The organism is Janthinobacterium longum (genome assembly GCF_051380735.1).
Lineage (GTDB): Bacteria > Pseudomonadota > Gammaproteobacteria > Burkholderiales > Burkholderiaceae_D > Janthinobacterium.
Genome location: NZ_JBNYXQ010000001.1, coordinates 795,210 through 813,777, shown reverse-complemented (window position 1 = coordinate 813,777; position 18,568 = coordinate 795,210). Strand labels below are relative to the sequence as shown.

At 61.9% G+C, this 18,568-nt stretch carries 19 protein-coding genes; 11 read left to right on the top strand and 8 right to left on the bottom strand.

The features are described 5' to 3' along the window. Nucleotides 1-78 precede the first annotated feature (78 nt). The 3 genes from ACQ4WM_RS03715 to dapC all read right to left on the bottom strand — a co-directional run bounded on the left by ACQ4WM_RS03715 (nt 79) and on the right by dapC (nt 3,777). The gene (locus tag ACQ4WM_RS03715; protein ID WP_436545352.1) at nt 79-1,596 is read right to left on the bottom strand and encodes an FAD-dependent monooxygenase; all 1,518 of its coding nucleotides are present in this window, start codon (nt 1,594-1,596) and stop codon (nt 79-81) included. A 110-nt stretch (nt 1,597-1,706) separates the two neighbouring features. Further along, on the bottom strand, nt 1,707-2,534 hold the full coding sequence (gene dapD / locus ACQ4WM_RS03710) for a 2,3,4,5-tetrahydropyridine-2,6-dicarboxylate N-succinyltransferase (RefSeq protein WP_436545351.1): 828 nt from the start codon (nt 2,532-2,534) through the stop codon (nt 1,707-1,709). Between the two features lie 13 nt (nt 2,535-2,547). Then, nucleotides 2,548-3,777, bottom strand: a complete 1,230-nt coding sequence (gene dapC, locus ACQ4WM_RS03705; protein WP_436545350.1) for a succinyldiaminopimelate transaminase — start codon at nt 3,775-3,777, stop codon at nt 2,548-2,550. Between the two features lie 137 nt (nt 3,778-3,914). Here dapC and tsaB point away from each other — a divergent pair, with 137 nt between their 5' ends. Genes tsaB through ACQ4WM_RS03685 form a run of 4 tightly spaced genes read left to right on the top strand, consistent with a single transcriptional unit; the run spans nt 3,915 to nt 6,880 of the window. Beyond that, nucleotides 3,915-4,628, top strand: a complete 714-nt coding sequence (gene tsaB / locus ACQ4WM_RS03700; protein WP_436545349.1) for a tRNA (adenosine(37)-N6)-threonylcarbamoyltransferase complex dimerization subunit type 1 TsaB — start codon at nt 3,915-3,917, stop codon at nt 4,626-4,628. Beyond that, nucleotides 4,625-5,101: a ribosomal protein S18-alanine N-acetyltransferase gene (gene rimI / locus ACQ4WM_RS03695; RefSeq protein ID WP_436545348.1), complete on the top strand. Its 477-nt coding sequence runs from the start codon at nt 4,625-4,627 to the stop codon at nt 5,099-5,101. The genes tsaB and rimI overlap by 4 nt, the downstream gene beginning before the upstream one ends. Next, the gene (locus ACQ4WM_RS03690) at nt 5,098-5,961 is read left to right on the top strand and encodes a uracil-DNA glycosylase (protein ID WP_436545347.1); all 864 of its coding nucleotides are present in this window, start codon (nt 5,098-5,100) and stop codon (nt 5,959-5,961) included. The genes rimI and ACQ4WM_RS03690 overlap by 4 nt, the downstream gene beginning before the upstream one ends. Beyond that, nucleotides 5,945-6,880, top strand: a complete 936-nt coding sequence (locus ACQ4WM_RS03685) for a DUF1853 family protein (protein WP_436545346.1) — start codon at nt 5,945-5,947, stop codon at nt 6,878-6,880. Before ACQ4WM_RS03690 ends, ACQ4WM_RS03685 begins: the two co-directional genes overlap by 17 nt. 102 nt (nt 6,881-6,982) lie before the next feature. On the opposite strand, the gene lplT is transcribed toward ACQ4WM_RS03685, so the two are convergent. Further along, complete coding sequence (gene lplT, locus ACQ4WM_RS03680; protein ID WP_436545345.1) at nt 6,983-8,245, bottom strand: lysophospholipid transporter LplT; 1,263 nt, start codon at nt 8,243-8,245, stop codon at nt 6,983-6,985. A gap of 239 nt (nt 8,246-8,484) precedes the next feature. Between lplT and radA the strand changes: the two genes are divergently transcribed. From radA to fliD, 3 genes are all read left to right on the top strand, one after another. Continuing rightward, a complete protein-coding gene (gene radA, locus ACQ4WM_RS03675; RefSeq protein ID WP_436545344.1) occupies nt 8,485-9,864 on the top strand; it encodes a DNA repair protein RadA in 1,380 nt (459 codons plus the stop codon). 128 nt (nt 9,865-9,992) lie between these two features. Next, complete coding sequence (locus ACQ4WM_RS03670) at nt 9,993-10,313, top strand: PilZ domain-containing protein (protein WP_436545343.1); 321 nt, start codon at nt 9,993-9,995, stop codon at nt 10,311-10,313. 180 nt (nt 10,314-10,493) lie between these two features. Further along, nucleotides 10,494-11,870, top strand: a complete 1,377-nt coding sequence (fliD, locus tag ACQ4WM_RS03665) for a flagellar filament capping protein FliD (RefSeq protein ID WP_436545342.1) — start codon at nt 10,494-10,496, stop codon at nt 11,868-11,870. Here the strand turns inward: fliD and ACQ4WM_RS03660 are convergent. Beyond that, nucleotides 11,850-12,683, bottom strand: a complete 834-nt coding sequence (locus tag ACQ4WM_RS03660) for an AraC family transcriptional regulator (RefSeq protein WP_436545341.1) — start codon at nt 12,681-12,683, stop codon at nt 11,850-11,852. The genes fliD and ACQ4WM_RS03660 overlap by 21 nt on opposite strands. Nucleotides 12,684-12,783: 100 nt before the next feature. Here ACQ4WM_RS03660 and ACQ4WM_RS03655 point away from each other — a divergent pair, with 100 nt between their 5' ends. Further along, on the top strand, nt 12,784-14,004 hold the full coding sequence (locus ACQ4WM_RS03655; protein ID WP_436545340.1) for an MFS transporter: 1,221 nt from the start codon (nt 12,784-12,786) through the stop codon (nt 14,002-14,004). Nucleotides 14,005-14,038: 34 nt separating this feature from the next. Beyond that, nucleotides 14,039-14,533, top strand: a complete 495-nt coding sequence (gene rraA, locus ACQ4WM_RS03650; protein WP_436545339.1) for a ribonuclease E activity regulator RraA — start codon at nt 14,039-14,041, stop codon at nt 14,531-14,533. A 5-nt stretch (nt 14,534-14,538) separates the two neighbouring features. On the opposite strand, the gene ACQ4WM_RS03645 is transcribed toward rraA, so the two are convergent. Then, on the bottom strand, nt 14,539-14,955 hold the full coding sequence (locus ACQ4WM_RS03645; protein ID WP_436545338.1) for a DUF4952 domain-containing protein: 417 nt from the start codon (nt 14,953-14,955) through the stop codon (nt 14,539-14,541). Then, on the bottom strand, nt 14,942-15,325 hold the full coding sequence (locus tag ACQ4WM_RS03640; protein ID WP_436545337.1) for a MerR family transcriptional regulator: 384 nt from the start codon (nt 15,323-15,325) through the stop codon (nt 14,942-14,944). The genes ACQ4WM_RS03645 and ACQ4WM_RS03640 overlap by 14 nt, the downstream gene beginning before the upstream one ends. A gap of 82 nt (nt 15,326-15,407) precedes the next feature. On the opposite strand from ACQ4WM_RS03640, the gene ACQ4WM_RS03635 reads away from it, so the two are divergent. Then, entirely contained in the window at nt 15,408-15,806 is a 399-nt protein-coding gene (locus ACQ4WM_RS03635; RefSeq protein WP_436545336.1) for a hypothetical protein, read from the top strand. 62 nt (nt 15,807-15,868) lie between these two features. Beyond that, nucleotides 15,869-17,689, top strand: coding sequence for a DUF4153 domain-containing protein (locus tag ACQ4WM_RS03630; protein ID WP_436545335.1), 1,821 nt, complete (start codon nt 15,869-15,871; stop codon nt 17,687-17,689). A gap of 10 nt (nt 17,690-17,699) precedes the next feature. Here ACQ4WM_RS03630 and motA read toward each other — a convergent pair whose 3' ends face one another. Next, nucleotides 17,700-18,563: a flagellar motor stator protein MotA gene (gene motA, locus ACQ4WM_RS03625; protein ID WP_436545334.1), complete on the bottom strand. Its 864-nt coding sequence runs from the start codon at nt 18,561-18,563 to the stop codon at nt 17,700-17,702. Between the last annotated feature and the right edge of the window lie 5 nt (nt 18,564-18,568).

The following is an 18,568-nucleotide window of genomic DNA, read 5'->3' as shown; positions in this document are numbered from 1 at the left end:
TTTGCAAACTGTCGAGCTTGGCCGTCATTATACAGTCGTTGCGCGGCGATGCGGCACTGCAGCACGCCCTTTGCCGGCCTAACCGTGGCCAAACTCCAGTCCCAGCCGTAACGCCAGCGCACGCAGCGCGCCACCGGCCTGCAGTTGCATGGCCAGCGCGATATGGCCGTCGGGCCGCACCAGGCAGGCACAGTCGCGGCCGAAACCTGCCAGCCTGGCCGCACCATTGAACGGATAGCAGTGCACGGGCAGGTGCAGGGCCCGGGCTTCGTCCAGCAGGTCAGGGGCCGGCTCGCCATAGATGTGCAGTTGCCAGTCCATGCTGCGCAGGGCCGTGTAGTTGTCGTGCCTGCCATCGTAAAACCACGGCAGCCGGTCGCCGCCGCGCAGCTCTTCGGCGTGGCCGCCGGACAGGGCGCTGTCGGCATAGCGGATCTGGATCTGCGACACGGTTTTGAACAGCCGCCGGCGCGCGGCCTCGAAGCCGGACAGGAAGGGCAGCGCACGCGGCACCAGCCAGCGGCGCAGCAGCCTGCCGCCCGCGCCTTGCGCAACGATGGCCTGGAAGGCGCGGTCGGTGGTGGTCACCAGCGTGCGGGCAAACACCATGCGTTCGGCTTCGTAGGTGTCAAGCAGGGCGTCGCTGGCCTGGCCATGCAGTTTCTTTGCCAGTTTCCAGGCCAGGTTGACTGCGTCGCCGATACCCGTGTTCATGCCCTGGCCGCCGACCGGGCTGTGCACATGGGCCGCATCGCCCAGCAGGAAGCAGCGGCGATGGCGAAATTGCGCGGCCACGCGGTGGTGCACGCGGTAGGTGGAAAACCAGTTGACCTTGCCGACCCTGATGTCGAGCAGGGCTTCGACCTCGCTGAGTACATCGTCGAATACCCATGCCGCAGTGCCATTGGCGCGTTCAGGCAGGATGCCGATCAGGCGCTGCATGCCGCTGCTGCGCACCGGCAGCATCAGGGCAAAGGCGTTGGCGCCCAGATGGGCATGCAGGTCGGTATTGCCGCCCGCCACCTCGGCGTCGGCAACGTAATAGCGGTGGTCATAGGTGCCGCCCGCAAATTCGATACCGGCAAGCGTGCGCACGGTGCTGTGCACGCCGTCACAGCCGCACAGATAATCAAACACGCCATGCTGCGCCTTGCCATTTTTGCTCAACGTGGCGCGTACTTCGCCGTCGACCTGCATCCAGCTGTCGAGCGTGGTGTTCCATTCGACTTCGACATGGGCCCGCGCCAGCTTGGCCACCAGAAACAGTTCATGCTCGTCCTGCGGCAGGCTCAGCACGAAGGGGTAGGGACTGAGACCCGCGCCTATCTCGCCCAGCGGCAGGCTGGCCAGTTCCCTGCCTTCCTCGTGGATATGCATGGCCTCGATCGGGATGCCCAGCGCGACGAGTTCGTCGGCAAAGCCCATCTGCTGGTAAAACTCCAGCGTGCGCGCATGCACGGCCATCGCCCGCGAGGCCTCGCCCGGACCGCTGTTTTTATCGATAATGCGAAACGCCACGCCATGGCGGGCCAGCCGCAAGGCGAGCATGAGGCCGGTCGGGCCGGCGCCGACGATCAAAACCTGGGAGGTGTTCATGCTGTCCAGTATAGGACAGGTTTTCCACAGCACAGTAAAAACGGCGCCTCAAATGAAAAGTCCCGCACGCGGCGGGACTTTTGTACCTCAAGCGCCTTGCGGCACCGTCATCAGATGCCGCGCAGCAACTCGTTGATGCCGGTCTTGGCACGGGTTTTTGCGTCCACGCGCTTGACGATCACGGCGCAGTACAGCGAGTATTTGCCATCTTCGGACGGCAGGTTGCCTGACACCACCACCGAACCGGCCGGTACGCGGCCATACGTCACTTCGCCGGTGGCGCGGTCGTAGATCTTGGTCGACTGGCCGATATATACGCCCATCGAGATGACCGAGTTTTCTTCGACGATCACGCCTTCGACGATTTCCGAACGGGCGCCGATAAAGCAGTTGTCTTCGATGATGGTTGGGTTGGCCTGCATCGGTTCGAGCACGCCGCCGATGCCGACGCCGCCGGACAGGTGGACGTTCTTGCCGATCTGGGCGCAGGAACCGACGGTGGCCCAGGTGTCGACCATGGCGCCTTCATCGACGTAGGCGCCGATATTGACGTAGGACGGCATCAGCACGACGTTTTTGGCGATAAAGGAACCGCGGCGGGCAACCGCTGGCGGCACCACGCGAAAGCCGCCTTTGGCGAAGTCTTCGGCGGTGTAGCTGGCGAACTTGGTCGGTACCTTGTCGTAGAACTGCATCGTGCCGTCGGATGGCAGCACGACGTTGTCTTCCAGGCGGAACGACAGCAGCACGGCTTTCTTGACCCACTGGTTGACGACCCAGTCGCCCGAGGTTTTTTCGGCCACGCGGATGCTGCCGTTGTCCAGGCCATTGATGACGTGGCCGACGGCGTCGCGCAGTTCGGCGCCGCCGTTGCGCGGATTGATCTCGGCGCGGTTTTCCCAGGCCTGGTCGATGATGGTTTGCAGTTGTTGGCTCATGATCTAGTCTTGTCTAGTTGGTTGTTGCGGATGCGGAAAGCTGCTGGCAGAAACGCACTATGCGCTGCGCTGCCTCCAGCCCTTCGGCCGTTTCGGCCACCAGGGCCATGCGGATGCGGTTGCGGCCCGGATTGATGCCGTGCGCGTCGCGCGCGAGGTAGCTGCCAGGCAATACCGTCACATTATATTCGGCGTACAGGCGCTGTGCGAACTCGGTGTCGGACAGGCCGGTACGGCTGACGTCGGCCCACAAATAAAAGCCGGCATCGGGCAGCTGCACGTCCATCACCGTTTGCAGCAGCGGGGTGATGGCATCGAACTTGGCGCGGTACTTTGCGCGATTTTCCTCGACATGGGTTTCGTCGTTCCAGGCCGCGATCGAGGCCGCCTGCACGGCGGGGCTCATGGCGCCGCCGTGGTAGGTTCGGTAGAGCAGGAATTTTTTCAGTACTTCAGCGTCGCCGGCGACAAAACCCGAGCGCATGCCGGGCACGTTGGAGCGCTTCGACAGGCTGGAAAACACTACCAGGCGCGCATACGGGCGCTCGACGGTGGACAGCCCCAGCATATGGGCCGCCTGCAGTGCGCCCAGCGGCGCCGTGTCGCCATGGTATATCTCGGAATAGCACTCGTCGGCTGCGATCACGAAGTCGTAGCGCTCGGACAGGGCAAACAGATGTTCCCAGTCGGTCAGGCTCAGGACGGCGCCGGTCGGATTGCCTGGCGAGCACAAAAACAGCAGTTTCACTTTTTCCCAGACGGCAGCGGGCACGCTGTCATAGTCGCAGGCGAAGTTGCGCGCCGGATCGGAATTGACGAAATAAGGCTCGGCGCCGGCCAGGTAGGCCGCGCCTTCATAGATCTGGTAAAACGGGTTCGGGCTGATCACCAGCGATCCGGCTGCCGGGTCGATCACGGTCTGCGCCAGCGCGAACAGCGCCTCGCGCGAGCCGTTGACGGGCAGGATCTGCGTGGCCGGGTTCAACGCCGGAATAGCGTAGCGGCGCGCCAGCCAGCCGGCAATCGCGCCACGCAAGGCGTCCGAACCGATGGTGGTCGGGTAGCTGGCCAGGCCCGCGATATTGTCGACCAGCGCCTGCTCGATAAACGCTGGCGTTGGGTGCTTCGGCTCACCCATGCCCAGGCTGATGGGCGCGTAATCTGGATTGACAATCACGCCGGCAAACAGCTGGCGCAGCTTTTCAAAGGGATATGGTTGCAGTTTGGCAAGAAGTGGATTCACGGAGCGGACCAGGACAAGAGTGGGGACAATGTATACAGCTTGCTCTCAGCAAAAATGACAGCGATCAAGCATTCCATTATAGCCGCCCTGACTGTCACGCATGCCGGGCGATGGCGCGGCAGGGTAAAATACGCGCCATGTCTACCATACTTGCCCTTGAAACTTCTTCCGAACTCGCATCGTGCGCCTTGCTGCGCGGCGACGCCGTTTTGTCACGCTCGTCGTCGGGCGTGCGTACCCACTCCCAATCGATCTTGCCGATGGTGCAGGAATTGCTGTCCGAAGCCGGTGTCACCCTGATCGAGTGCGACGCGATTGCCTACGGCTCCGGGCCCGGCTCGTTTACGGGCGTGCGCACGGCGTGCGGCATTGCCCAGGGTCTCGCTTTTGGCGCCGGCTTGCCGGTGGTGCCCGTGGTGACCCTCGATGCCATGGCATTGGCTTGCCAGCAAGTGCATGGCGCGCAGCAGGTGCTGGCCGTGCTTGACGCGCGCATGGGCGAGGTGTACTGGGCGCAATATGATCTGTCCGATGGCGTGAAAACGGTGGTGGCGCCAGCGTTGAGCGCGCCCGCCGGGGTGGCGCCGCAAGGCGAAGTAAAGGCCTGCGGAAATGGCTTTGCTGCTTACGCCGAGGCATTGGCCGCCTTGCCTTGCGCCGTGGACGCCGATGCCGACATCATGCCGCACGCGGTGCAAATCGCCCAGCTGGCGCGGCTTGCCTTTGCCGCTGGTGATTTTGTGAGCGCCGCCGAGGCGCAGCCGCTGTATCTGCGCAACAAGATCGCCTATACCAGTGCCGAGCGGCTAGTCATACAGCAGGAGAAAGCGGCCGCAGGGGCGGCGCCATGATGCAGGACGGCCAGCGCGACCTGTTGCGCCTCGATTACCGGCCGATGCTGGCAGGCGACTTGCCTGAGGTGGCGGCGCTGGAGCAGCGCGTCTACCCCCATCCCTGGACGCATGGCAATTTCGTCGATTCGCTCGACAGCGAGTACCCGGCCTGGGTGCTGCGTGACACCGACGGCGCCTTGCTGGGCTATTTCGTGCTGATGCTGGTGGTCGATGAAGCGCATCTGCTGAACGTGGCCGTCGACGGGGCCATCCAGGGCCAGGGCCTGGGCCGCTTCCTGCTGGACCAGGCGTGTCACTGCGCACGCCAGCATGGCATGGCCTCGATGCTGCTGGAAGTGCGACCGTCGAACACGCGCGCGCTTGATATCTACCAGCGCTATGGTTTTGAACAGATAGGCCGGCGCAAGGGATATTACCCGGCCAGCAATGGACAACGTGAGGACGCCATCGTCATGCGTCACGTCTTATGAGCCGCAGCGCCGTCTTTCTCGATGAAATGGGCGTCGGCCCGCTGTGGCGCTTGCGCCAGGAAACGGTGCAGCCGGCTGCCGGGGAAATAGCGATGCAGGCTCCGGCGGTGCTGGCTGAGCCGGAACCCGAACCCGAAACCGAGCCTGTGGCTGAGATGGCGCCGCCAGTCGTGCTCGCCGCATCTTCTCCTGCGCCGGTACCTGTCGCCGTTACCGAAGACAGCTCCACCGCCTGGTTCGACGACGCCCCTGCGCCACCGCCGGCCAGGCAGGTCACCGATGCCGAGATCGCCGCGATGGACTGGGATGGCCTCGCTGCGGCGGTGGCCAAATGTGCGCGCTGCGACTTGTGCAAGACGCGCAAGGGCGTGGTGACAGGGCACGGCGACCGCCAGGCCGAGTGGCTGATGGTTGCCAGCAGCCCGTCGCGCGGCGAGGAGCGCGAAGGGCGCGCGCTGGGTGGCGAACAGGGTCTATTGCTGGACAATATGCTCAAAGCCATGAAGCTTGAACCTGGCAAGAATGTGTATGTCACGCACCTGCTGAAATGCCGCCCGCTCGACGATGCTGGCCAGGAACGCCTGCCGACCGACGCCGAATCGGCCGCCTGCCGGCCGTATTTCGAGCGCGAACTGGCGCTGCTGCAAGCGCGCACCATCGTCACCCTGGGGCAAATGGCGGCCGCCGGCATTATTGCAGGCGAAAAACCGGTGCGCGGCAAGGTGCGCCAGTTGGGCAGGGCCGCCGTGGTGGCCACCTTCCACCCCGACCTGCTGCTGCAAGACGAGACCGGCCAGGCCAAGGCGCGCGCTTGGGCCGACCTGTGCCTGGCCACCGGCACGCATGCCGCACGTGCCTGACAACTACCAGCAGCGTTTCGAGCGCCGCTGGGGACACTTGACCCGGCCCCATGTGCGCGCGCTGGCCTGGCTGCTCGATGCGCCTGACCTGCTCGATCCGGCCAGCGGCCACTGGAACGGGCAGATCGCCAGCCTGGGCCCGGTCAGCAGCGAGGTTGCCGCCTGGCTGGCGGCCCTGCAAACAGATCCGGCGCCACTCGATTGCGCGCTGGGCACGAAATTCTATTCCCGCCTGGGCCTGTACGCCGAAAAGCTGCTGGCCTTTTATTTTGAGCAGCATGGCTTGCTGCACGCCCACGGTTTGCAGGTGCAAGTGAACCGTAACGAGACGGTGGGCGAATTCGATTTTCTGCTTAAAGACGATGATCGACTGTTGCACTGGGAATTTGCCACCAAGTTTTATTTACTGGAAGGCAGGCCGGACGCTGGCGTGTTCCACCACCTGATCGGCCCTAACCTGGCCGATACGCTGGGCCTGAAAATGCGCAAGATCCTCGACCGGCAGCTGGCGCTGTCCGTGCATCCGGCTGCCACCAGCCTGCTGCCGCAAGCCGTCCATGCGGCGCAGGCGCTCGTCAAGGGCTGGCTGTTTTACGAACACGGCGTGCTGCAGCAGATGGAGGGCATTTTCCCCACTCACAATCATGGGTTCTGGTGCACGGCGGGGCAAGTGCAGGGCGAGCGCTACGTCATTCTGCCCAAGCTGCAATGGCTGGCGCCGTTCAAGGGGCGCGACGTGGAAGTATTCGATATTGTCAGCTTGCAGGCCAGGCTGGCCGACTCCATGCAACCCGTGCTGGTCGCTGCAGTCGAGCATATTGACGGCTGGGAAGTGGAAACGGCGCGTGGTTTCGTGGTGCCTGATGACTGGCAAAGCCAGGCGGCCGAGCGTCGCATCGAAGGCAGGCTGCCAGCTTGACCAGTAACCCAAATTAACATCCGGGGTCAGACCCTCAATGCCGCTAACGCAGAGGCTTGCGCCGACGCTCGTGGGGGTCTGACCCCAGCAGTTGCAGTTGGGTTAATGTTTCTGCTCGCCAATCAGCGACAGATTGTCATGCTCAGCCTGGTTCAGCTTGTGCTTGCGCATGATCATGTACATGGTGCCGGCCACAAACAGACCGAACACAATAATGATGATGTTCAGCGGCAGGTGCAGGCGGATCATGATGGAATAGACGGCCAGCATGGTCAGGATCGACAGGTTCTCATTGAAATTCTGCACCGCGATCGAGTGGCCCGCACTCATCAGCACATGGCCGCGGTGTTGCAACAGCGCATTCATCGGCACTACGAAAAAGCCCGACAGTGCACCGATCAGTACCAGCAGCGGATACGCGATCCAGACGGAATGCACTTGCGTCATCATCATCACGATGACACCCATGGCGATGCCCAGCGGAATCACGGTCAGCGATTTGCGCAGCGGAATAAAGCGCGCCGACAGGATGGCGCCGGCAGCCACGCCGATGGCTACCACGCCCACCAGGCTGGTCGCCTTGTCGAACGGCATGTTCAACGACTGCTTGGCCCACTCCAGCACAATCAGTTGCAAGGTGGCGCCAGCGCCCCAGAACAGTGTCGTCACCGCCAGGGTGATCTGGCCCAGCTTGTCTTTCCACAAAATGCTGTAGCAATTGGCAAAATCGGTGATCAGTTTGACAGGATTGCGTTCCTGGTGTGCATACTTGCAGCCGGTGTCAGGGATTTTCAGGTTGGCCAGGGTTGCCAGGACATAAATGCCGACCACCACGCACAGCGCTGCTTCCGACTTGTTGTCGATGTTCGTATCGATCAGCGGGAAGTCGAACGACAGCAGCATGTCGGACACATGGCCGCTGACGAGGGCGCCACCCATTACGGTGCCGAGGATAATCGAGGTGACGGTCAGGCCTTCGATCCAGCCATTGGCGGCCACCAGTTTTTCAGGCGGCAGCAATTCGGTCAGGATGCCGTATTTGGCCGGCGAATAGACGGCAGCGCCAAAACCGACGACGGCATAGGCCAGCAGTGGATGGACATGGAAGAAAACGAGGGCACAGCCGAAGATTTTGACCATATTGGCAATAAACATGACCTTGCCCTTGGGCAGGGAGTCGGCGAAGGCGCCGACAAAAGCGGCCAGCAACACATAGAACAGCACGAACGACAGTTTGAGCAGCGGCGTGATCCACGCCGGGGAATTCATGGACACCAGTAAATCGACGGCGACAAAAAAGAGGGCGTTATCAGCCAGCGACGAAAAGAACTGCGCTGCCATGATGGTATAAAAACCACGATTCATTCTGGATTGCCTGAAATCATATCTGGCTTGCTTTATACCACGAAAAAACGGCAACCCCCAAGTTCGGGACTACCCGTTTTAGCTGAATTGCTTAAGACTTAATTAAATTCTTTGCTATGGTAAAAATGCATATATTCATGAATATTTTGTAAATGACGTGGCGTCGATCTCAAGGTGACGCGATCGCCATGATTGTATATACTGTATATATAACCAGTTATTTAAAGGCGATCTATTCCATGGCCAAAGCCAAGACCAATTACACCTGCAGCGATTGCGGCGCCATCAGCAATAAATGGATGGGGCAGTGCACCTCCTGCAATCAATGGAACACCATGGTGGAAACGGTGGCCGATGCGGCGCCCGGCAATAACCGCTATTCCAATCCACAGCATATGTCGCTGGCGCAAACGGCGCCGGTGTTGTCGCTCGACGATATCGACGCCATCGACGTACCGCGTTTCGGCACCGGCATCGAGGAATTCGATCGCGTACTTGGTGGCGGCATGGTGGCCGGCGGCGTGGTGCTGATCGGCGGCGACCCTGGCATCGGCAAGTCGACCTTGCTGCTGCAGGCGCTGGCCAATATGTCGCACCACAAGCGCGTGCTGTATGTCAGCGGCGAAGAATCGGGCGCGCAGATCGCCTTGCGCGCCAAGCGCCTGTTGATCGACGCCAAGGAGCTGAAGTTGCAGGCCGAGATACAGCTGGAAAAAATCCTTGCTACCTTGCATGACCTGAAACCCGAAGTGGTGGTGATCGATTCGATACAGACGGTGTATTCCGATGCGCTAAGCTCGGCACCCGGTTCGGTAGCGCAGGTGCGCGAATGCGCGGCGCAGCTGACGCGCGCGGCCAAGCAGACCGGTGTGACGATTATCCTGGTCGGTCACGTGACGAAAGAGGGCGCGCTGGCCGGCCCGCGCGTGCTCGAACATATCGTCGACACGGTGCTGTATTTCGAGGGCGACGCCCATTCCAGTTTCCGCCTGGTGCGCGCCATCAAGAACCGTTTCGGCGCCGTCAATGAGCTGGGCGTGTTTGCGATGACGGAAAAAGGCCTGAAGGGTGTGTCGAATCCTTCGGCCCTGTTCCTGTCGCAGCACGACAACCAGGTGCCGGGCTCGTGCGTGATGGTGACGCAAGAAGGTACGCGCCCCTTGCTGGTGGAAATCCAGGCGCTGGTCGATACCAGCCATTTACCGAATGCGCGCCGCTTGTCTGTTGGCCTGGAGCAAAACCGCCTGGCCATGCTGCTGGCCGTGGCGCACCGCCATGCCGGCATCGCCGCATTTGACCAGGACGTGTTTATTAACGCGGTCGGTGGCGTGAAGATCACCGAACCGGCGGCCGACCTGGCGGTCCTGCTGGCGATTAATTCATCGATGCGCAACAAACCCTTGCCGCGCGGCCTGGTGGTGTTCGGCGAAGTGGGCCTGGCCGGTGAAATCCGCCCGGCGCCGCGTGGCCAGGAACGCTTGCGCGAAGCGGCAAAGCTGGGCTTTACCCTGGCCATGATTCCGAAATCGAATTTGCCCAAGCAGCCGATCGAGGGTATCAAGGTGATTGCCGTCGAGCGCATCGACGAGGCCTTCAACAAGCTGCGCGATCACGAATAAATGATGATGCGGTCTAATTGATCATTTTATGTTGAGCTAAACGAAATTTCTATTTGGAACTATAATATTCGCCCTATCAAGACGCGCCGCCATGGCGCGTTACATGAACTTCTGGAAGAGCGAATACAGTGTCACTAGAACAACGGCAGAGCGCGCGCAAGATACTGCGCGCCAAGGCAATGTTAATCATGGATGGCGCTCCCCCTGTGGCGGCACGCACCATCGACGTCGGAACGGCCGGCATGTCGGTACTGGTGGCCGAACCGGTGCAGGCCGGCAAGCAGGGAAAGGTGCTGTTCGAATTGTTTTATGATGGCAAGCCCAATATCCTTGAAGCGAGGGTAGGCGTGTCGCATTGCATCATCAGCAGCGCCGGCTTCAAGGTGGGCCTGAGTTTTGCGCGGCTCGATATGGCCGTCAGCAGCGCCATTTCAAAGTTCATGCGGTAAAATGCGGGAAGGGCAGCAAAAGCTGCTCTGTTTGCTGGTTTGATATTTCAGTAATGCTGCATAATGAGCAATGAGCAGAAATTTGCTGTCGCGCCAGGCGCGGCCAGCAGGTTTTCTGTGGCGCGCGCGGTGATCAACTGAACCGTGTGTTGTGATCGACAACGACGGGAATGCCCTACCATGTTCAACTCCACTATCACCAGCAAGCCCTATACCAATACGGCCACCCAGACTGCACCCTCGGCTGAAGTGTATGCCAAGGTAGAAAAGCAGATGCTGTCGCAAAATACTGGTGTCACCAAACTCAATAACAACCTGACGCGCGACCAGACCAAACTGTCGGCGCTGGGCCAGTTGCAATCGGCGCTGGCCAAGTTCCAGGGCGTGGCGCAGAACATGGGCGGCAGCGGCCTGGCGACCTCGGCCACGTCCAGCACGGCTGGCGTGGTCAGCGCTACTACCAACGACAAGGCCGTCAACGGCAGCTACGCCATCGATGTGAAGCAACTGGCGCAGGGACAAACCCTGGCCACTGCTGCGCAAAAGGCATCGAATACGGCCATCGGCACGGGCGCGTCGGCGCAGATCAAGATCGAACTGGGCAGTGTTGATGGCAAGCAGTTTTCCGCCGGTGACGGCAAGGCCATCACCTTGACCATCGACAGCAGCAACAATACGCTGGAAGGCATTGCCGCAGCGCTGAAAAAAGCCGGCGTCGACGCCAGCGTGATCAAGGGCCAGGACGGCTACACGCTGACCATGAACGGCAAGAGCGGCTTTGATAACAGCATGCGCATCAGCGTGACGGGCGATGCGGCGATCGGCAATCTGCTCACTTATTCGCCCAGCGCCAGCAAGGGCATGCAGCAGACAGCGGCGGCGCAGGACGCGCTGGCCACCGTGGCCGGCAAGGAAGTCAAGAGCGCCAGCAATACCTTGGGCAGCGCCATCGACGGCGTGACGGTCGAGCTGAAAGCCAAGGGCGAGACCAATCTGGTGGTGGCCAAGGACAGCAGCCAGATTGCCAGCAATGTCGCCAGCTTCGTCAATGCCTACAACGAGCTCAACACCAAAATGCAGAGCCTGCAGGATGGCGACCTGAAATACGACACGGCGCTGAAACAGGTCAGCACGCAAATGTCGCAGGTACTGCGCACGGCCAGCAATGGCGTGCCGGTATCGGTGCTGGCCAGCGCCGGCATCACGCTCGGCAAGAGCGGCGAACTCGTGATGGACGAAAAGAAACTCAAGTCCGCCATCGAGGCCGATCCCGACGCCGTCAGCAAGCTGTTTACCAACAACGGCAAAGGCGTGGCCGACCAGTTCGGCAGCAAGATCGGCGAGCTCACTGGCACCAGCAGCATGATTACCAAGGAAGTGCAAACCGTCGGCAAGGAAATTACCACCCTCAACACCAAGAAGGCCGAGCTGGCCAAGGCATTGACGGCGCAGGCCGAAGCGCTGGTGAAACTGTATTCGGCGCAGGAACAGATGGGTATCGGTTCCGTACTGCCTGGTTATACCGGTAAAAATTCGCTATTCGACTTCATGGCCTGACCTGGCGCCAGCCTTGTGCTGGCTCCGGTCGGCAAAAAACGCTGACGGCGAACTGCCGAAGGTTTTCTTGAACATGGCCGAAAACGCCGACTGGCTGGCATAGCCCAGTTCTTCGGCCACCTGCGACAACGGCACGCCGCGCGCGATCAGCGGCGCCGCGTGTGCCAGGCGCACCTGCTGGCGCCACTGGCCAAAACTCAGCCCCAATTCCCGTTCGAACAGCCGCGCCAGGGTACGCTCCGAGGCGCCCACCACGTGCGCCCAGTGTTCCAGCGTCTGGTTCGAGCCGGGCTGGTCGATCAGGCTGGCGCACAGGGTTTTCAAACGCTTGTCGGTCGGCAAGGGCACGCGGATCGGGCGCGTCGCCGAGCGTTTCAATTCATCAAGGATCAATTCGGCCAACAGTGCTACACGTACCGGTTCCTGGCCCGGATCGAGTTGCTCCAGCGCCATGATCAGCTGGCGTAGCAGGCCGGATACTTCCAGTACCTTGCAGTCGCGGCCGGCAAACGGCGCGCGCTCGGCCAGCACGCACAGCGGGCGCAGCCTGGTTTTCTCCAGCATCGTTACTTCATGTTCGACATTCGGCGCGATCCAGATGGCGCGCATCGGCGGCAGGATCCAGCTGCTGCCCAGCGCGGTAATGCGCAGCACGCCTTCCAGCGCCAGGGTCACCTGGCCCCACGGATGGCTGTGCGGCAGCAGGAATTCATCGGGCTGCAGGTCGCGCGCGATCATGGTCACGGGGACGGCCGCGCTGGGTGCTTCGCGTGGCGGGCACATGCGGGTATGGCGAAAAATGGGAACGGCCATCAGCTTGGCAGAAAGTCGATAAAGAATGTCATTCTATCGGAAAACAGGCGATAGTAATTTGCATACACTGCAAGCTGACAAGTATCAATCAGGGGATGACATGACAAGCACAAGCACCTTGCGCAGCGACGCGCGCGTGATCGGCCTGGTCGGCCTGGCGCACGGCGTATCGCATTTTTATCATTTGATCCTGGCGGCGCTGTTCGTCTGGCTGAAACCCGCTTTCGACCTCAGCTACGCGGAGCTGGGCCTCTTGATGACGGTGTTTTTCATTATCTCGGGCGTGGGCCAGGCACTGGCCGGCTTCGTGGTCGACCGTTTCGGCGCGCGCACCGTGCTGTTTTCCGGGGTTTTCCTGCTGGGCGTATCGGCCCTTGCGCTGGCCCAGGCGCACAGCTATACAGCTTTGATGCTGGGCGCCATGCTGGCCGGTGCCGGCAACAGCGTGTTCCACCCGGCCGACTACACGATACTGAACCAGCGCGTGTCGGCGGCGCGCGTGGCGTATGGCTTTTCCATGCATGGCATCAGCGGCAATATCGGCTGGGCGCTGGCGCCCGTGTTCATGACGTATGTGGCCACCCACTATGACTGGCGGGTGGCCTTGATGAGCGCCTCGGTACTGCCGTTTGGCGTGCTGCTGGTCCTGTTCCTGAACCGTCACGCCATTCGCCCCGAGCCGCTCAAGCCGGTGGCTGCTGTAAAGGGCGCCGCGCCGGCTGAAGGCACGCTGTCGTTCCTGCGCCTGCCGGCCGTCTGGATGTGCTTTGCCTTCTTTTTTATCACGGCGATTGCGCTGGGTGGTATCCAGAGTTTTGCCAGCGTGGCGCTGGTGAAACTGTATGGCATGAGCCTGGCGCTGGCGACCAGCGCCTACATGGCCTATATGCTGGCCTCGGCGGTTGGCATGGCGGCCGGCGGCGTGGTCGGTGCACGCAGCACCCATCCGGACCGCAATGTGGCGATCGCCTTTTCGGCGGCGGCCCTGCTGGCGGTATTGCTGGGCATGAACCTGGTACCGGCCTGGGGCGCGGTGGTGCTGATGGGCGCCATCGGCCTGACGTCCGGCGTGGCCGGGCCGTCGCGCGACCTGATGATACGCGCAGCGGCGCCGCCTAACGCCACCGGCCGCGTATATGGTGTGGTGTATTCGGGTCTCGACAGTGGCCTGGCCGTGGGGCCCTTGCTGTTCGGCGCACTGATGGATGGCGACCAGCCGGCGCTGGTATTCGTGTTCATCGGCGTGTTCCAGGCGCTGGCGATTGCCACGGCGGTCGGGGTCGGTGGAAAAACGCGCGCGGTGGCGCTGCAAAAGGCATAAAATCAGGACTACAAGTATAGACACTGGAGCTGCCATGACTTTTGCCACCACCGACCTGTGCGACGATTACGCCTCCATGCTGGCAGATGGCACGCTGGCCGTCTTGCCGCCCGTGTATCGCTCGTTCGGCCAGAAAGCGCGTTTCTGCGGCCCGGCCACCACCTTGAAAGTGCATGAAGACAATGCCCTCGTGCGCAGCACCCTGGAAATGCCGGGCCAGGGCCATGTGCTGGTAATCGATGGCGGTGGCAGCCTGCGCTGCGCACTCGTGGGCGGCCAGTTGGGCGCACTGGCCGAACTCAATGGCTGGGCCGGTATCGTGGTCGATGGCTGCATCCGCGACTGCGATGAAATCAACGTCTGCCAGATCGGCGTGCGGGCACTGGCCACGCATCCGCGCAAAAGCGGCAAGACCGGCGCCGGCCAGCGCGACGTACGCGTGCATGTCAGCGGCGTTGCGGTGTCACCGGGGAACTGGATTTATGCCGATGCCGATGGTGTACTGGTAGCCGGCCACGAACTGAACTGATCGCCTCAAGGGTCGCTTGCGTAGGCACTGACCTTGAGTTCGAAGTCATCGATTTTCGGCCAGGCTTCGCGCGTGCGCACCAGCGTCTCGCCCGAGGCCATCACCAGCACATAGCCGATGCCGGTGCGGCGGTCGCGCCAGAAATGCGGTGAGCTGTCCCACATGCAGCAATAGCGCTTCAGTGGTGGCAGGCCGTAGTTGCGCCGCAGATACTGTTCCGCCTGCTGCGCATGCCTGCCCTCAATCAGGTAGCGCGCCACATACGGCTGGTCCTGCAGCGCCATTTCCTGTTTGCAGCCCTGGTAGACGAGGTAGGCGGGCTTTTCTTTCAGCGTTGCCAGCAAATCGCCGCAGGCCAGCTCCGCCCTGGCTGCCTCCGCCGCCAGCATCAGCAGCAAAGGCAGGAACTTAAGCAGTGGCATCAGGTGCTCCCCGCAGCGGACAGTCCTGCATCTGTTCTCCCAGTCGCCGCGCCAGCTCGCCGCGCAGCCGTGCCAGGCCGGCGATGCGCGCGTCGATACTGGCCAGTTTGCGCGTCAGCGCCGCGTGCAGCAGGGCGGCCGTTTCGGGTGTGTCCGGTGCCCCCAGCAGCGGCATGTCGGCTTCGATTTCTGCCAGGGTAAAGCCCAGTTCCTGCGCCGTGCGCAGATAGCGCAGCCAGTCGAGCGCCTCGGGCGGATAGTCGCGGTAGCCGTTGGCGCCGCGCCGCGCGCGCAGCAAACCGCGTTTTTCATAGAAGCGCAGGGTGTCACGGCTCAATCCCGTGGCCTGCGCCATGGCGCCTATCCGCATGGCTTTCTCCGTTAAAAGTGCTTGACCCTGGAGTGTACTCCACGCTTTAGCATGGCCGTCTTTATTTCACAGGAGTACGCCGATGTTTTCCTTTGCCTCGTTTCGCCGCGTGGTACGCGCCAGCGCCATCTATGATGTATTGATGACGGGCGCGTTTTTCACGCCGTGGAGCTTGCTGCTGTTGCGCGATCAGTTGAGCGTCCTTAACGTGCGGCTCGGTGGCGCGCCCCTGCCGCTGTTCGAACCGTTTCATCTGCTGGTCGGCTGCCTGCTGGGCAGCGTAGTATTGGTCTGGTCGGCGCTGCGCATGGTCGATCCGCAGCCGCGCTTCGGCCGCTACGACGCGGCTGCCCGCTATCTGTTTTCCTTGTGGATGGGCTGGGCGCTGCTGGTCACGGGCGAACCCGTAATGTGGCTGTTTATCGTGCCGGAACTGGCCTGGGGACTGGCGCAAAGCTTGCCGCTGCGCGATCCGGCTTGAGGCAGGCATAACGAAATGCAATAATGCCCGGACAATGGCGCATCAGACAATAAAGGACAGGCATGCAAGCTGCGACTGGGAACCCGACTGTTTTACTTGATCCGGTGGTGGCGCCGCGCATCGCCGTCACGCGCCTGGTGGCAGGTTTGCTGCAGGGCCTGCTGTTGTACTGGCTGTACAGCACCGCACAGGACAAGGCATGGCCCGCCACCGAGCCATACTTGCTGGCGCCGCTGATACTGATGGGTTTGCTGTTGCCGGTGCTGCTGGTATCCAGCCTGGGCCATATGTCGCTGCGCCGCATCGGCGTATGGATGGCGGGCGCGTCGCTGGTATTGACGGTGCTGGCGCTGCATGATGTGTCGCGTGGCGCCGAGCAGGTTATCTGGGGCGGCTACAAGCCCGGCGCGCCGCTGCGCGTGATCTCGGCGCAGTTGTTTGGCTTTTGCGTGGTGGGTTTTTACATGGCCCATGCCCTGGTGCTGGCCAGCGCACAGGACGGGCGGCGCCTGGCCAGCTATCCGACGTATTTTGAAATCGCCTGGAAGCTTGGCATCCAGTTGCTGTTCTCGTTGCTGTTCGTGGGCGTACTGTGGCTGGTGCTGTGGCTGGGCGGGCAGTTGTTCCTGTTGATCAAGCTCAATTTCCTCAAAAAACTGCTGGGCCAGGCCTGGTTCATGATCCCCGTGCTGTGCTTTGCGTTCTCGTTTGCCGTCCATATTACCGATGTGCGCCCATCCATCGTGCGCGGTATCCGCACCTTGCTGCTGGTGCTGCTGTCGTGGCTGATGCCGATCGCTGCCGTGCTGGTGGCCGGTTTCCTGCTCACCTTGCCGTTTATCGGCTTCGAGCGCCTGTGGGCCACGCGCCATGCGGCCTCCGTCTTGCTCGGGATGGCCGGCTTGCTGGTGGTACTGATCAATGCCGCCTTCCAGAATGGCGAGGCGGGCCTGGGCGTGGCGCGCGGCATCCGCTTTGGCACGCGCCTGTCGTGCCTGCTGTTGCCGTGGCTGGTCGGCATCGCCATCTATGCCGTGATGCTGCGCGTTATTGCGCATGGCTGGACCTCCGAGCGCATCATCGCTGGCGCCTGCCTGCTGGTGGCCAGCTGCTACGCGGCAGGCTATGCCTGGGCAGCGAGCAAGTATGGCGACTGGCTCAACTGGATCGCCAATGTCAACGTCGGCACGACGTTCATCGCCTTGCTGGTGATGCTGGTATTGCTGACGCCGCTGATGGATCCGGCCCGCTTGTCGGTAGCGAGCCAGATGGCGCGTTTGAATAGCGGCCAGGTCAGCGCTGACAAGTTTGATTTTGAGTACCTGCGTTTCCAGGGCGCCCGCTATGGCCAGGCGGCCTTGCAGGAACTCAAGCATTACAAGGGCCCGGAGGCGGCCGTGATCCGTGCGCGCGCCGAAGCGGTGCTGCAGCGCGAGGACCGCTTCGATGACAGCGGTGCGCTTAGTGACGTGGCGATCAACCTGACCATGCGTCCGGCCACCAGCAAGCTGCCAGCCAGTTTCTTGCAGCAGGACTGGAGCCAGGCAGAACCAGGCTGGCGCCTGCCCGCCTGTTTGAAGCGGGCAGGGCAGCAATGTGATGCCTATCTGCTAGATTTTGATGGCGATGGCCGCCAGGAGGTGCTGCTGATCAGCAATGATCCACGCGCGACCTCGGTCTTGCTGGCGGAAAAGGAAGAGGGCGGCTGGTATGCGCGCGGGCAGATTCCGGGCAACATCCTGCGCTGCAAGCGGCTGCGTGAAAAACTGCAGGCCGGCGAGTTTGCGCTGGTGCCGCCGACAGTGCGCGAGCTGGAAGTCGATGGCCAGCGCGTGCCCATGACGCTGTTTAACGAGCAGGAAGTGCTCTGCCCGGAAGACTGAGCTGCCGCGCTCAATGGCGCGTCTTGACCTGCCGTACGTGGCTTTCCAGTTCGCTGAAGGACGGGCGCTCGGTGGCCGAGATCACCTTGCGGCCGAACTCGACCGCCAGTGCCGGCGCGTAGCCGTTCAGGCTGGCCAGCAAGGTCACTTTCACGCACTGGTACATCTTGGCGGTTTCATGGTGCTTGCGGCGCAGCAGGCTGGCCAGCGGGGCAATAAAGCCATACGCCAGCAAGATGCCGATGAAAGTACCGACCAGCGCCTGCGCGATCAGCACGCCCAGCTCGGCCGGCGGCAAGCCCACCGACGCCATGGTATGCACCACGCCCATCACGGCGGCCACGATGCCGAAGGCGGGCATGGCGTCGGCCAGCTGCGAGATCGTCTGGATCGGCATTTCCGCATCTTCATGATGGGTTTCCATCTCGTTGTCCATCAGGTTCTCGATCTGGTAGGCATCCATATTGCCCGATACCATCAGGCGCAGATAGTCGGTAATGAATTCCAGCAAATGCTCGTCGCCGAGCGTGTAGGGGTATTTGGTGAATACCGGGCTGCGGTAGGGATCGTCGACATCGTCCTCGATCGACATCAGGCCTTCCTTGCGGATCTTGCTCAGCACGTCGTACATCAGGCCCATCAGTTCCAGGTAGCGCGACTTGGTGTATTGGGCGGTATGAAACAGGGTGGGCAGGGCCGCAAACGTGGCGCGGATGGCCTTGGCGTCATTGCCGACAAAAAAAGTCCCCAGCGCCGCGCCGCCGATCATCAGCAGTTCCAGCGGCTGGAACAGCGCCGCCAGATGCCCTCCCTGCAGGGCAAAGCCGCCAAAGACGGAAAACAGCACGACGATAAATCCAAGTATGACCAGCACCAGGC